14 protein-coding genes are annotated in these 14,231 nt (G+C 70.1%); 11 read left to right on the top strand and 3 right to left on the bottom strand.

Features of this window, described 5'->3' with window-relative positions:
- On the bottom strand, positions 1-779 hold a 779-nt coding region (locus D457_RS0113670; RefSeq protein ID WP_239646091.1), incomplete at its 3' end, for a trehalase-like domain-containing protein.
- Between the two features lie 276 nt (positions 780-1,055).
- On the opposite strand from D457_RS0113670, the gene D457_RS0113665 reads away from it, so the two are divergent.
- The gene (locus D457_RS0113665) at positions 1,056-2,741 is read left to right on the top strand and encodes an ABC-F family ATP-binding cassette domain-containing protein (protein ID WP_017581230.1); all 1,686 of its coding nucleotides are present in this window, start codon (positions 1,056-1,058) and stop codon (positions 2,739-2,741) included.
- A 30-nt stretch (positions 2,742-2,771) separates the two neighbouring features.
- Here D457_RS0113665 and D457_RS0113660 read toward each other — a convergent pair whose 3' ends face one another.
- Complete coding sequence (locus tag D457_RS0113660; protein WP_017581229.1) at positions 2,772-3,575, bottom strand: hypothetical protein; 804 nt, start codon at positions 3,573-3,575, stop codon at positions 2,772-2,774.
- 260 nt (positions 3,576-3,835) lie between these two features.
- On the opposite strand from D457_RS0113660, the gene D457_RS32510 reads away from it, so the two are divergent.
- The 10 genes from D457_RS32510 (at position 3,836) to D457_RS0113610 (ending at position 13,622) form a co-directional block, all read left to right on the top strand.
- Positions 3,836-4,582, top strand: a complete 747-nt coding sequence (locus D457_RS32510) for a hypothetical protein (protein WP_017581228.1) — start codon at positions 3,836-3,838, stop codon at positions 4,580-4,582.
- Complete coding sequence (locus D457_RS0113650; RefSeq protein ID WP_017581227.1) at positions 4,579-5,886, top strand: hypothetical protein; 1,308 nt, start codon at positions 4,579-4,581, stop codon at positions 5,884-5,886. Before D457_RS32510 ends, D457_RS0113650 begins: the two co-directional genes overlap by 4 nt.
- A gap of 2 nt (positions 5,887-5,888) precedes the next feature.
- Positions 5,889-7,082 carry a hypothetical protein gene (locus D457_RS0113645; RefSeq protein WP_017581226.1) on the top strand — a complete coding sequence of 398 codons (1,194 nt, stop codon included), beginning with the start codon at positions 5,889-5,891 and terminating at the stop codon, positions 7,080-7,082.
- Between the two features lie 164 nt (positions 7,083-7,246).
- Positions 7,247-7,927: a YceI family protein gene (locus tag D457_RS0113640; RefSeq protein ID WP_039831255.1), complete on the top strand. Its 681-nt coding sequence runs from the start codon at positions 7,247-7,249 to the stop codon at positions 7,925-7,927.
- Positions 7,924-8,457 carry a sigma-70 family RNA polymerase sigma factor gene (locus tag D457_RS0113635; RefSeq protein WP_017581224.1) on the top strand — a complete coding sequence of 178 codons (534 nt, stop codon included), beginning with the start codon at positions 7,924-7,926 and terminating at the stop codon, positions 8,455-8,457. Before D457_RS0113640 ends, D457_RS0113635 begins: the two co-directional genes overlap by 4 nt.
- Complete coding sequence (locus tag D457_RS34095) at positions 8,454-9,236, top strand: anti-sigma factor family protein (RefSeq protein WP_017581223.1); 783 nt, start codon at positions 8,454-8,456, stop codon at positions 9,234-9,236. The genes D457_RS0113635 and D457_RS34095 overlap by 4 nt, the downstream gene beginning before the upstream one ends.
- A gap of 144 nt (positions 9,237-9,380) precedes the next feature.
- On the top strand, positions 9,381-10,004 hold the full coding sequence (locus tag D457_RS0113625; protein ID WP_017581222.1) for a copper resistance CopC family protein: 624 nt from the start codon (positions 9,381-9,383) through the stop codon (positions 10,002-10,004).
- Positions 10,004-10,555 carry a copper chaperone PCu(A)C gene (locus D457_RS0113620; RefSeq protein ID WP_017581221.1) on the top strand — a complete coding sequence of 184 codons (552 nt, stop codon included), beginning with the start codon at positions 10,004-10,006 and terminating at the stop codon, positions 10,553-10,555. Before D457_RS0113625 ends, D457_RS0113620 begins: the two co-directional genes overlap by 1 nt.
- Complete coding sequence (locus D457_RS0113615) at positions 10,555-11,793, top strand: Dyp-type peroxidase (RefSeq protein WP_017581220.1); 1,239 nt, start codon at positions 10,555-10,557, stop codon at positions 11,791-11,793. Before D457_RS0113620 ends, D457_RS0113615 begins: the two co-directional genes overlap by 1 nt.
- A 155-nt stretch (positions 11,794-11,948) precedes the next feature.
- The gene (locus D457_RS0113610) at positions 11,949-13,622 is read left to right on the top strand and encodes a glycoside hydrolase family 13 protein (RefSeq protein ID WP_017581219.1); all 1,674 of its coding nucleotides are present in this window, start codon (positions 11,949-11,951) and stop codon (positions 13,620-13,622) included.
- Positions 13,623-13,954: 332 nt separating this feature from the next.
- On the opposite strand, the gene D457_RS0113605 is transcribed toward D457_RS0113610, so the two are convergent.
- Entirely contained in the window at positions 13,955-14,170 is a 216-nt protein-coding gene (locus D457_RS0113605; protein WP_017581218.1) for a hypothetical protein, read from the bottom strand.
- Positions 14,171-14,231: the final 61 nt, after the last annotated feature.

Genomic DNA, 14,231 nt, shown 5'->3' with positions numbered 1-14,231 from the left:
CCGGTGGGGGTGCACAACCCCCGCAGCGTCAACGCCGAACGGGCGGCCAGCTCCTGTTGGGTATGGGGCAGTCCCAGGGTGTCGACCCAGGTGGTCCAGCTGTTTTCGGCGTGCTCGCGGCGGTCGCTTTCCGGTGCGGGGTGTGAGTTCAGCGAGTCCGCTCCGCAGCGCAGTTCCAGCACCACCGGCTCGCTCTCGGCCGGGTGGACGGTGGCTCGGGCGGTGTCCTGACCGTTCTCGGTCTCGATGTGCCACTCCACGCCCGGGGAGCGCAGCACCATCGGGAAGTCGGCGCCACGGATCCGGAGCCCGTCGTCCTCGGCGGTGATCCGGACCGGGGCGCGGCCGAAGTCCGGGCGCGGGGCGAACTCGATGGTCGCGGGGGTGACGCCGCCGATCACTCGGACCAGGTCGGTGCGGCCCGGGGCGGTGTCGTGGGCGAGGTAGTCGGTGACCTCCAGCCGGGACCAGCGGGTGCGCACGGTCATGGTGTCCGGCAGGTAGCGCTGGCCCAGCGGCATCTTGCCGTGGGCGGGGGCGATCGCGAAAACACCCGCCTGGCGGCCGCCGAGGACCTCGGCGAACAGGGCGTTGGAGTCCGGCTCGGGGTGACAGAACCACAGCAGGCGCGCGTCCGGGCCGACCAGCGCCACGGAGGCCTGGTTGGACAGCATGGACATGCGCTCGATCGGGACCGGGCGCTCGCCCTGGCCCACGGCATCGGAGCAACAGGTCTCCCGCTTCGCGTCGAACCCCGCTACCCCCTGTGTGAGAGTCACCCCGCCACCTTTCTCCGATTCCGGCGGGCCCGGGGTTCGTGTCGACCCCGGCACCCCGAGTGTGTGGTCTGTGACCAGTGGGAAAACGGTAGAACAGGGGTGAAACAGAGCACACCGTGCTTCATCGGACCTTAGGTGTCAGCTAAGGAAGTCTTAAGGGTGACGACGTGGCAGCGGCCGGAAAACCCGTTGCCCGGCCGGAAAGGCCTGTGGAAACCTGCCCGGACGTGCCGTGCGAATCCGTGCGGAGGTTCTGAGCAGTGGAGAAGAGCGGTCGTGGGTTACGTCGACGTCAACCAGGTCACACACACCCTGCCCGACGGGAGGGTACTGCTGGACGGGGTGTCGTTCCGGGTCGGTGAAGGGTCCAAGACCGCTCTGGTGGGTGCCAACGGCGCGGGCAAGAGCACCCTGCTGCGCCTGGTGCGCGGTGAGTTCCCGCCCCAGTCGGGCGCGGTCACCGTGGACGGCGAGCTGGGCGTGATGCCGCAGTTCGTGGGACACGTGCGGGACGCCACCACGGTGCACGAGCTGCTGGTCTCGGTCTCCCCCGGCCCGGTGCGCAAAGCCCACGCGGACCTGGAGGCGGCCGAGACGGCCATGATGCTCTCCGAGGACGAGAAGACCCAGATGCGCTACGCCGAGGCGATCTCGCGGTACGGCGACGCGGGCGGTTACGAGGCCGAAGTGGTGTGGGACCAGTGCTGTATGGCGGCCCTGGGTACGCCCTACGAGCGCTGCCGGTGGCGCGAGGTGCGCACGCTCTCCGGCGGTGAGCAGAAACGGCTGGTCATCGAGGCGTTGCTGCGCGGACCAGCGCCGGTGTTGTTGTTGGACGAGCCGGACAACTACCTGGACGTGCCCGGCAAACGCTGGTTGGAGGAGGCGCTGCTGGCCACCCCGAAGACGGTCCTGTTCGTCTCACACGACCGCGAGCTCCTCAGCCGGGTTCCTGACCGGATCGTCACGGTGGAGCTGGGCGCGGCGGGCAACAGCCTGTGGGTGCACGGGGGTACCTTCGACACCTACCACGAGGCCCGGCGGGAACGGTTCGCCCGCCTGGACGAGCTGCGCAAACGCTGGGACGAGGAGCACGCCAAACTCAAGGCGCTCGTGTCCATGTACAAGCAGAAGGCGGCCTACAACTCGGACATGGCCACGCGGTACCAGTCCGCGCAGACCCGACTGCACCGGTTCGAGGAGGCAGGCCCGCCCCAGCAGCAGCCCCGGGAGCAGAACCTGCGGATGCGGTTGCGCGGCGGCCGCACCGGCAAGCGGGCCCTGGTCTGTCAGAATCTGGAGCTGACCGGGCTGATGCGCCCCTTCGACCTGGAGGTCTGGTACGGCGACCGGGTCGCGGTGCTGGGCTCCAACGGTTCGGGCAAGTCGCACTTCCTGCGGCTGTTGGCTGGTGGCGGCGACGATCCCGAGTCCTCGCTGGTGCCGGGGGAGGAACGGGCCAACGTCGAACCCGTACCGCACACCGGACGGGCCCGCCTGGGCGCCCGGGTACTGCCGGGGTGGTTCGCGCAGACACACGAGCACCCGGAGTTCACCGGCCGCACCCTGCTGGACATCCTGCACAACGGGCAGGGAACCCGCAGGGGCCTGCCCCGGGACGAGTCCGGCCGGGCACTGGACCGCTACGAGCTCGCGCTCTGCGCCGAGCAGACGTTCGACACCCTCTCTGGGGGCCAGCAGGCCCGGTTCCAGGTGCTGTTGCTGGAGCTGTCGGGGACCACGATGCTGCTGCTCGACGAGCCCACCGACAACCTGGACGTGGTCTCGGCCGAGGCCCTGGAGTCGGCGCTGGACGCCTACCAGGGCACGATTGTGGCGGTCACCCACGACCGCTGGTTCGCCCGGGGCTTCGACCGGTTCGTGGTGTTCGGCGCGGACGGTCGTGTGTATGAGACGGACGAGCCGGTGTGGGACGAGGGCCGGGTCCAGCGTGCCCGCTGAGGCGCGCGGGGCCCGGCACCGGGCCCGGACTCAGCTCAGCTGGAGTTCGATGTCCTCAAGGAAGTCACAGCCCTCGTCGCAGCTCACATACATGGACATGTGTCCCCCGGGTTCGACGTCGGGGTACCTGTAGACCAGCACCCCGGACTCACCGGAACCGTAGCTCTCCTGGCCCGTGGTCTGCTCGGGGTAGAAGGTGAGCGCACGCTCACCGTCCGGGGCGTAGTAGTTGGGCAGCATCACCTCGAACGAAACGCCGGGATCCGCCTCCCCGTGCAGGATGACGGCCAGCAGGTTGCTCTCCACCGAGTAGTAGCTCCTGGCAACCGTGATGCTCGCTCCGTCCTGCGAGAACTCGCTGCCACCGGGGTACATGTAGTCGCTGACGGCGTTGCTGTTGACCTCGAAGTCGCTGACCAGGTCGCCCTCGAAGACGAAACCGTCGAAGGTCGAACAGCCCTGGCTGCTGCAGACCCGGAAGTGGTCGCCGCTCAGTTCCACGTCGTTGCCGGACCGGTCACCACCTTCGTAGATGTTGGCGCGCAGGTGGTCCGCCTGGAACAGGAGGTACTCGTGGGCGGCTGATCCCGGCTGGGCGTACTGGAGCCCGGACTCGATGCCTTCGGGCGTGTCGGAGACCATCGCCGCTTCCATGAACGGGAGCAGGTCCTCGAGATCGGGTTCGTCCGCGCTCTCGGGGGTTTCCTCCGACACGTCCGTGGCATCCGTCTGGGTCTGTGCGGAGTCTCCGGCGTCACGCACGAGTCCGCAGGAGGTGAGGGGGATGAGGAGCGCCAGGGCCAGGGCTCCGAGGGTCAGTCTGGAACAGGTCATCAACAGATCTTCTACTTCGGGGGAATGGAGATGCCGCGAGGGAACACACCCCCGAACACCACTGAAGGGACTCCACGGGCGCGGGGTGGAGTCGCCTCATTTTTAGCAGAAACCGGCCCGAATCCCCTGCTGCCACGGGGTTGGGCCGGTAAGAACCGGTGGCCGGTTCAGGCCAGTCCGGCCCGCCCCTCAAACGCGACGCCCGAACCTGGGCTTAGATTGGTAACCACAAAAATCACAAAGGACCTTGGAAGCCCCCTATGCGACATCCCCCAACTGTCCTGGGCACCGTGACTCTGCTGTTCCTGCTGGCCGGGGCGCTGCTGGTCTCCCCGTTGCTGTCCCCCACGGCCGCCAACGCCAGCGCGCCGCGCGACGAAAGCGGTGCGCTGGAAAACTTCTACGCCCGCATGCTGGAGGAACACGAGGGCGTGTTCATCGAGGAGGAGCTCGCTGATGTTCTCGACCGGCACGAGGTTGCCGAGGACCTGCGCGCCCAGCTGGCCGAACACGAATACCGGAACAACGTCCTGGTGGTCGGCGACCCCGGCCACGAAGTGCACTTGGACGTGTTGGCCCACGCGGTCTCCCACTACCTCCAGGCCCCGGTCCTGGTCCTCTCGCCCAACAGCAACCACGTGGGGATGAGCCGCGGAAGGCTCGGCGAGATCCCCGAGGACGCCGTTCGGTACGCCTACTACACCGGCTCCCACCCAGCGGACCCGCGCGACCAGCTCGCCCGCGTACTGCGTGCCACCCAGTACCGACACCTGGAGAAGCGCACGGCGATCGCCGAGGTCGAATACGAGGTGATCACGGAGGGCCGGTACCGGGCGGATCCACGCAACGACGCCACCCCGGGCTTGCCCACCCAGCGCTGGCTGGCCGTGAGCTGGACGTCCACCGCGGCGGCGGCCACAGGTGTCCTGACGGCATGGGCGGCGGTGGCCCTCACCGCGGGGTTCCTGCGACGCCGACGCGCCCGCGTGGGGAAGGCGGACTCGTGAGGGCTCCCAAGCGCACGTCGGTCATCCTGCTGGCGGCCGCCGCGATCCTGTGCTCCTCCGCCGCCCCGGCGCCGGCCGATGCCCCCGAGCGTGTCCAGGACATCGACGACTGGTCCCGGGTGGCACGAGTGGCCGAGGCCCTTGCGGACGACCCGTTGTACATCCACCCCGCCACCCCCAGGCAGCCGGTCCCGGACGAACGCGAGGAACTGAGCTCACTGGTCGCCGAGGGACTACCCGAGGACACACCGCTGTACGTGGTCTTCCAGCCTTCGGTGGCCTCCGACGAAACGGGGGGTCAGCCCACCCTCTTCCTGCACGCCCTCCACGAGCTGTCCGGGGCCGACGGGGTGTACGTCGCGGTCACCGACGACCACCGCGTGGCCACGGCGGCCTTCGACAGCGCCCTCACCCCGCGGATCGACATGGATCAGGCGATCCCCTTCCTACGCCTGGGGCCCGAGCGCGCGGTGGAGACCCTCGTCGAACAGCTGAGGGAGTCACCGCGGGTCCACGTGAGCGCCACCGCACTCGTCCGCGATCCAGAACCCGACCACGGCTTCACGACGGTCACGCCTCCCAGGCCGGGGGACCGATGGTGGAGCGATGCCACCTTCGGACTGGTGGTGGGCCTGGTCACCGCGTTGATCTTCCTCTGCGTCCCGCGCGAGGTGCGTAAGGCGATCGCACGGCTGTGGGCAAGGTATGTCCCCCGACCCGTCGAGTCCCTGCGCAGGAGGTTCGGCGCGCAGACCCACTCCAGCTCCAGCGGCACCGCGGCGCGGGTCCCCAACCGGCTGCGGCCGTGGCGGCTGCGTCCGCTCCTGGCGCGTGAGCTGAGAATTCTCCGGCACCGGATCGAGAGCGCCCCCGTCGACCACCCCGGGCTGGGCCTGGCACGCGAGGCCTACGACGCGGCCGGGCTGATCGCCCTCTCCCCTGTATTGCCGCCCAGCGCGCTGGTCTGCGCGGTCGTCCTGGCCCGGCACGGGGAGCGGGCCCTGGAACACCCCGACCAGCCCCACCTGCGCCCCTGCCAGGTCAACCCACTGCACGGGACGGCCTCGCATCGCACCCGCCTCGCTCTGGGCGGGCGCCTCAGGGTCTGGGAGCTCTGCGACCGCTGTGAACGGCGAGAGTCGGTGATGGGCGAGATCCTCATGGTCCGTGTCGGCCCGCGGTTCACCCTCGACTTCTTCGGCCCGCGCTACACCTACTTCCGCGACTACGACGGCGTTTGGGCCAAGCACACCTTCAGCATCAGTGAGCCCTTCGACCGGGCCCGCCGCGAGATCGGAGTCTGAACATGACGCGCACCCTGGTGGCGGCGGTGACGCTGGCACTCCTCGCCCTGATGTCCTGGACTGCACCCGCCGCGGCCGACAGCGCCTGGAACGGGGAACAGTCCGAGCGGATCGTGCACGTCCTGGCCACGGGGCCGACCTATGTCAGCCCCGAACTCCGGAGCGAGTTCTCCATCAGGGAGGAGCGCGACCTGGGCATGACCCTCAAACGTCCCAGGGTCCCCGTCTTCCTGGTCATCGAGCCCTGGGAGGTGGACATCCAGGCCAAGGCTCAGGGTCTGGCCGACCACCGGGACCAGGAGGGCTACTACCTGGTGGTGGGCACCGACATGTCCACCGTCCACGGTGTACAGAGCGGTATGGACCCCGAGACGGTGGACGGTCTGGGCGTCGCCCGGATGGCCGCCGCGGTAGCCAACGACCACCCCGAACTGGCCCAGTCCACCCTGTCCGAACGCCTGCGCTTCGCCATCGACCTGCTCAAGGAGGACGGGGCGACCGCCGAGGCCTACCGAGCCATGCCGGAAGCCTCCTCGGAGCCGTCAGCGGCCGCGGTCACGGTCGTGCTCTGGGGTGCGGGGATCGTCGGGGTACTGGCTCTGACCACACTGGTCGTGTGGGGGGTGCGCCGCCGGTCGCGGCGACCGATCCGGGTCGTGCCGCTCAGTGAGGCGGTGCTCGACACCGTCGACACCACGCAGCGCGAGGTCAAGCGCGACGAGCTGACCGTGCGCCTCACCAACTGCGGGCGGCGGGTGGCGGAACAACACGGCGGTGGTGAACGGGTTCAGGTCGCACTGGAGGCCTATGAGGCCGCCGCCAAGGTCATGGACAGCGTCGACGACATGTCTGACCTGGTGGGGGTGAAGGTGCTGTTGGACCAGTGTGAGGCCGCCCTGGACGGGAAGGCCAGCCCCGGCCACTGCTTCTTCGACCCACGGCACGTCGAGGGCACGGCCCACGTGCGCTGGCGGGCACCCGCCTCGTTCGCCTCGGTCAGGCTCCTGGCCTGCCGTACCTGTCGGCGTGCGATCCGTGAGCACCGGAACCCGGAGGCGGTCATGGACGCCTCCGGGCCGCGGCCGATGCCGTACTTCGCGGTGCCCGCGGAGCGGAGCGTGTGGGCGGCGACCGGGTACGGGACGCTGGCTCCGGACCTGGCCGCCCGGATCCTGCGGGGTGAGCTCCGGAGTTAGGAGACCGCGGAGTCCCGGGGGCGCCCCTGGCCGATCGCCCGGCCGGGAGCGCCCCTTTTTTGTCTGCCGAAACCGTTGAACCGCTCGGCCCCCTGTCCCGTTCCTTGGGGTAGAGAGGCCGCCCGGTTCCGCGGCGGCCGGTGAACGACGAAGGTGAGGGACACATGCGAACCGGAGCGAAGATCGCGCTGGGATCGGGGGCGGCGGTGGTGGTGCTGACGGGGGCCGCCTTCGCCCTCGGCCCGCGCCTGTACGCGGAGCGCGCCGAACAACGGGTTCAGGACGCGCCCGTCATCGAGGGTTCGGGGGACACCGCAGACCTCGACGTGGCGGACTTCGAGGGCACGTGGACGGTGGCGGAAGGTGACTCCTACGCCGGGTACCGCGTGGACGAGATCCTGAACGGCCAGGAGGTGACCGTGACCGGACGCACCCCCCAGGTCCAGGGCGCGGTGACCGTGACCGAAGGCTCGATCACCGCGGCGACGATCACCGTGGACATGGCGAGTGTCACCACGGACGAGTCGGCCAGGGACGGCTACTTCCGCGACAGGGCGTTGGACGTCGGGACATACCCGACCTCGGAGTTCGCTCTGACCGACCCGGTGGAGCTCACGCCCGGGGACGACAGTGTGGCGCTGTCCGGGGACCTCACGATCCGTGGCGTCGCCCAGCCGGTGACGCTCGAAGCGCGGGTAGGCGTCACCGACGCCGGGGCCCAGGTCGCCGGAAGCATCCCCATCACCTTCGCGGACTTCGGTGTCGAGGCCCCCGACCTCGGTTTCGTGACCGTTGAGGACGAGGGTGCGGTCGAGTTCCTTCTCGACCTCGTCCGAGAACAATGACCGACGACCACCTTCGAGGTCTGGGCGTCGCCCCCTCCGACGACCTGCTGTGCGCCCTGCACTCGAGGTACGCCGACCGGCTGTACCGTTTCGTGCTGCGGTTGTCCGGCGACCTCCCCCTGGCCCAGGACGTGGCCCAGGAGACCCTGCTGCGCGCCTGGCGCCACCCGGAGATCATGGCGCGAGGCGAGGACCAGGTCCGCCGGTGGCTGTACACGGTCGCCCGCAACCTCGTCATCGACGAGATGCGCAGCGCCCGCCGGTCCCGTGAACTCACGACCGGTGATCCGCCCGAGGGCGCGCAGGCCGACGGCAGCCGGTCGGTACTGGACTCGTGGCTGGTCGCGGACGCGCTCACGGGTCTGTCCGACGAACACCGGGCCGTGGTGGTGGGTGCCTACTACCGTGGCCGGTCGGTGCGCGAACTCGCCGCGGAGCTGGGGATACCCGCCGGAACGGTGAAGTCCCGGCTGCACTACGCGCTGCGGGCCATGCGCCTGGCCCTACAGGAGAAGGGAGTCACGTCATGACCTCCGAGGACCGGTACCGCGAGTGGGACGCCGCCTATGTGCTGGGGGTGCTGGACCCGGAGGAGCGACGTGAGTTCGAGCGACATCTGGCGGTCTGCGCCGAGTGCCGGAGCGCGGTGACTGAAATGGCCGGAATGCCCGGCCTGCTGGGCACGGTCCCGTTCGAGCAGGCCGTATCCATCACCGCGGATGCCGGGGAGAGCAGGGGTACCGGGGACGGGGACACTGAACCGGGCGGGCAGCACGGCGCTCCCGGTACGCCGGTGCCATCACTCTCGCGGGTCGCCGACGCGGCGCGGCGCCGCCGGTCCCGCGTTCGTGCGCTGTTCGCCACCGTGGCCGCCGGGGTCGTTCTCGTGGCCGGAGCGGGCGGATGGGCGGTGGGTCGGGCAGCAGCCCCGGCCGGTCCAGGGGGCGCCGACACCCTGCAGGCGATCAGCGCCCCGGCCTCCGTCGAGCTGCTGCCGACCGGTCAGGCCGAGATCCGGGCGTCGTTGGTCATCACCCCCACGGCCTGGGGCACCCGGTTCGACTGGAGCTGTGACTACCCCGTGGCCGAAGAGGACGGGGACGGGCGGGGTTGGCAGGAGGAGGACGTCTACACACTCGTGCTCATCGACGATGACGGGCAACGGTCGGTCGCCGCGACGTGGTCCTGGACCGACAGCGAGACCTCCACCGGGTTGGGCGCCTCCTCCGCCCTGCCGTTGGAGCGGATCGACAGCGTCGAGATCGGGTTGGAGGGTGCGGACTACACGCTGGCCTCAGGCCAGGTATGAACCGCGTTGGAGGGGGCCGCCGACCCGCGTCGGCGGCCCCCTCTTTCGTAGGGAGAAAAATCAGAAACCGTGGGAACCCTCAGGGCCCGGTGAACGACTTCTCATGGTGACCACCGTTGCGTCACCACAGCGAGGAGGGGGTTCATGGGTGTGTTCGCCCGCGCCCTGTCAGCCACCGCCGCGATCCTGATCCCGACCCTGGCCGCGGTCCTGGTTCCGGTACCGGCCTCGGCCCACGACGCCCTGGTCGCCTCGGCCCCCGAGGACGGCCAGAGCCTGCGGTCCGCACCCGAGGAGGTCGTGCTCACCTTCAGCGGCGAGGTGATGGACGTGTCCACGGCCGTGCTGGTCCTGGACTCCCGGGCCGAGACCGTCCACACCACCGAACCGCTCGTGCGGGGCCATGACGTCAGCGTCGAACTGCCCGGGGAGATCGCTGAGGGCGGCTACGCGGTGCGCTGGCGGGTGGTCTCCAGTGACGGCCACCCGATCAGCGGAGCGTTCACGTTCGAGGTGGGCGAGGGCGGGCCGCCGCCTCCGCTCCTGGACGCGGTCCCCGAAGAGGAGCCGGGAGAGAGCTCCCCCGCACAGGAACCGGTCGCCTCCGGGCCGGTCGCGGACCCTGTTCCGCGGACCGCTGTTCTGGCCCTGGTCGGGGCCCTGGGCGGTCTCCTCCTCTACCTCGCCGCGCTGTACCTGCGGCGTCGACAACACACGGCTGGCAGCACCAGCGCAGTCGCCACCACTATCGACAAGGACTCCCAGTGATGACCACTTCCGCGCGTTCGTACCTTCTTCCGCTGCGTCTCCTTCCGTTGGCCGCTGCTGCCGCCCTGGCCCTCAGCGGCTGTGCTTCGGCCGAGCCCGTGGCGGGCGGTGACGACACCGAGATCGAACAGGCCGCGCTCCAGGCCGACCTGGTCACCGTCACCGACCCCTGGGTCAAGGCCGCTGACGCCGACGACGGGATGACCGCCGCCTTCGGCATCCTCAGCAACGGGGGCGACCAGGACGCCGTCCTGGTCGCTGCCCGGGCCGACGGGGTCTCCGAACTGATCGAACTCCACGAGGTGGTCAGCGGCGACGATGGCAACACGCTCATGCGGGAGAAGGACGGCGGGTTCACCGTGCCCGCGGGAAGCGAGCACGAACTCTCTCCGGGTGCCGACCACATCATGTTCATGGGGCTCGACCAGGACCTGGAACCCGGCGCGGAGGTGACCGTGACCCTGGAGTTCGACGACGGCTCCACGCACGAGTTCACCGCCCCGGTGAAGGACTTCGAGGGGGCCAACGAGAGCTACCACGGGGACCACTGATGAGCCCCGACGAACAGCGCCCCGGGCCCTCCCGCAGGCGCGTGCTCCTGGGCGGTGCGGCCGCGGCCGGGGCTGGTGCGGTGGCCCTGACCGGTAGCGACGCCCTGGTCCGGTCGCTGCGTTCCGCGGCCGGGGAAGCACCGGGCGCGGACCCGGTGCACGGCGGGCGCACCCACCCTTTCCACGGTGCTCACCAGGCGGGGATCGCGACCCCGCCCCAGGCCAACGCCCGGTTCATCGGCGTCGACCTGCACGAGGAGGTCGACGCCGACGGGGTGCGGCGGCTGCTGTCCCTGCTCTCCGACGACGCCGCCCGACTGACCCAGGGCAGAGCGGCGCTGGCCGACACCGAACCCGAACTCGCCCTCGCCCCCGCCGGGCTGACCGTCACCCTGGGGTTCGGCCCCGGCCTGGTCGAACGGGTGGACCCGGAGGCGGTCCCCGCGTGGCTGGGTCCACTGCCCGCCTTCGACACCGACCGGTTGGAGGACCGCTGGTCCCACGGCGACCTCCTGCTCCAGGTGTGCTGCGACGACCCGGTAACGCTCTCGCACGCGGCGCGCATGCTGCTCAAGGACGTGCGGGCCTTCGGTTCCGTGCGCTGGTCCCAGGAGGGCTTCCGGCGCTCCCACGGCACGGAGCCGGTGGGGACCACCATGCGCAACCTCATGGGCCAGGTCGACGGCACCGTCAACCCGGAGGCGGATGACCCGGACTTCGATCCGCTGGTGTGGTGTGACACTGACGGCCCCGGCTGGCTCCGGGGCGGTACCGCCATGGTGCTGCGTCGGATCTCCATGGACCTGGACGGGTGGGACCGGCTGGACCGGCCGGGCAGGGAGGACTCGGTGGGGCGCCGCCTGGACAACGGCGCCCCGCTCACCGGCGCGGAGGAGCACGACGAACCTGATCTCGACGCGGTGACCCCGCTCGGCTTCCCGGTGATCGCCGAGTACGCCCACATCCGCCGCGCTCGTTCGGAGGACCCGGACGAACGGATCTTCCGCCGCGCCTACAACTACGAGTCGGCGGTCGGGGGCGCGGATGGAGATGACGCGGGGCTGCTGTTCGTCTGTTACCAGCGAGACCCGGACCGCCAGTTCGTGCCGATCCAGCGCCGTCTGGACCGGCTCGACCTGCTCAACGAGTGGATCACCCACATCGGCTCGGCGGTCTTCGCCATCCCGCCGGGATGTGCCGAAGGGGGGTTCGTGGGCGAGACGCTCTTCGACCGCTGAGGTCCTGGGGCCCCGGAACGGGAGCGCACAGCCGTCGCGATGGTCCTCTTGTTCCCCTGATTGACCAACGGGTTCGGGTGTTCGGCGGTGCGCCGGATGGAACAACTCCGGAGGGACCATCCAGGTTTTCCGAACACCGACCCGAAGGGGGCCCCTTGACCTTCCGTACCACCCCCGGTGAGAGCGGTCTGCCGGCGGAGCTCGCCGTCGATCCCGACTGGTGGCGCCAGGCCGTCGTCTACCAGATCTATCCGCGCTCGTTCGCTGACGCCGACGGCAACGGGATCGGGGACCTGCGGGGGATCACCTCGCGGGTGCCCTATCTGCGGGACCTGGGTGTGGACGCGGTCTGGCTGAGCCCGTTCTACCCCTCGGCGCTGGCCGACGGGGGCTATGACGTGGACGACTACCGCGACGTGGACCCCAAGATCGGCACCCTGGACGACTTCGACGCCATGGCGGCAACACTCTCCGCCGCTGGGATCAAGCTCGTCGTGGACATCGTGCCCAACCACTCCTCGGACCGGCACATGTGGTTCCGTGAGGCGTTGGCCGCGCCACCGGGCTCCCCCGCGCGGGACCGCTACATCTTCCGGGAGGGCAACGGGCCCGACGGTTCCCTGCCTCCGGCGGACTGGACGTCGGCCTTCGGGGGGCCTGCCTGGACCCGGGTCCCCGACGGTCAGTGGTACCTGCACACCTTCGCCAGGGAGCAACCGGACCTGAACTGGGACCATCCGCAGGTGCGCGAGGACTTCCTGCGGACGCTGCGGTTCTGGTCCGACCGCGGGGTGCACGGTTTCCGGGTCGACGTCGCCAACGGGCTCGTCAAGAACCTGCCGGAGAAGCTGCCCACCCAGGCCGAACTGGACGCGACGCCCCAGGACGGACACCATCCCCTCCTGGACCGGGACGAGGTGCACGAGGTCTACGAGGCCTGGCGCGAGGTCTTCGACGAGTACGACCCACCGCGTTTCGGTATCGCCGAGGCGTGGGTGGCACCGGAGCGGCGGGCGCGCTATGCCAGCCCGCGTGGTTTGGGGCAGGCGTTCAACTTCGACCTGCTGGAGGCGAACTTCGACGCTGGGGAGTTCAGGGAGATCGTCACCTTCAACCTCGAGTCGGCTCGAAAGGTCGGGTCCTCGTCCACCTGGGTCCTCTCCAACCACGACGTCGTGCGCCACGCCACGCGCTACGGGCTTCCGCACGCGGTGGGGGGCGAGGGCCGGATTGGGGTCCGGTGGCTGTTGAACGGCGGGCGTGAGCCGGTGCTGGACGCCGAGGCGGGGCTGCGGCGGGCACGCGCGGCCACGCTGTTCAAGCTGGCCCTGCCCGGCAGCGCCTATCTGTACCAGGGTGAGGAGCTGGGGCTGCACGAGGTGGCCGAGATCCCGGACGAGGCCCGCCAGGATCCCGCCTTCTTCCGCGGCCGCGAGGTCTCGGTGGGCCGGGACGGCTGTCGGGTGCCGATTCCGTGGACCGCGGAGGGACCGTCCTTGGGGTTCGGGCCGGGGCAGGCGCACCTGCCTCAGCCCTCGTGGTTCGCCGACTACGCGGTTTCGGTGCAGGAGGAGGACCAGGGGTCCACGCTGAACCTGTACCGGAGGGCGCTGGAGCTGCGGCGCGGCCTTCGGAACGAGGGTTCCCTGGAGTGGGTGGAGACCGGGACCGGGCAGGTGCTGGCGTTCCGCCGCCCGGGCGGGTGGCTGTGCGTGACCAACTTCGGCGACCTGCCGGTCGATCTGCCGGAGGGCGAGGTCCTGCTGTCGAGCGCGCCGTTGACGGGCGGGCTCTTGCCCGGTGCTACCACGGTGTGGCTGCGGGCCTAGAGACTGAGAAGACGCACGGAGGGGTATCGCAGGCGCCCCTCCCCTCTCCTGCCTGAGGCCGGTCTTGTGTCACCGCGAACGAGCCCGGAGTCACGCAGCCCGTGGAGGTCACTCAGGTCTCGGTTCTCCTGGAAGCGATCTCGACGAAGGGCAACGGCCAGCAGCAGGTCGGCGTCCTCGGGCGGGGCAGCGCGTTGTGGACACCCAGTTCGTTCACATCGCACTGGTGGACGGGCAGGACCGTGTCCACCCACCCGGGTCGCGGCACAGTGGGCGGGCCACCGGTGGGCCTGGGTTCTCGTGGTGGGGGCGGCCCGCCGCAGCGCGCACTATTAGGACTGTTCGGAGCGGTCGTGGATGGTCTCGTCTCTGAAGTCGGTGAGGCGGCGCAGGTGGGAGAAGGTGAGTCTGAGCCGTGCGTAGTCGGTGCGGGCGAAGGGCTGCGTGGTCGAGCTCTTCGCCGTGCCCGCGGGCCGCGCGGGTCCGGTCGCCGAACCGGTGGTGGGGGCGGGGCTCTGCTCGAAAGCCTCGGAAGCGGGTGCCATCATGTCCGGATCTCCTTGTCTACGAGGGTGCTCAGCGTCCGCCCTCAGTGGCGGGACCAGGCCT

Source organism: Nocardiopsis valliformis DSM 45023 (assembly GCF_000340985.1).
In the GTDB taxonomy this organism is placed as follows: Bacteria; Actinomycetota; Actinomycetes; order Streptosporangiales; family Streptosporangiaceae; genus Nocardiopsis; species Nocardiopsis exhalans.
Note: the sequence above shows the minus strand (reverse complement) of the source record. Positions and strands in the feature narration are given on the sequence as shown.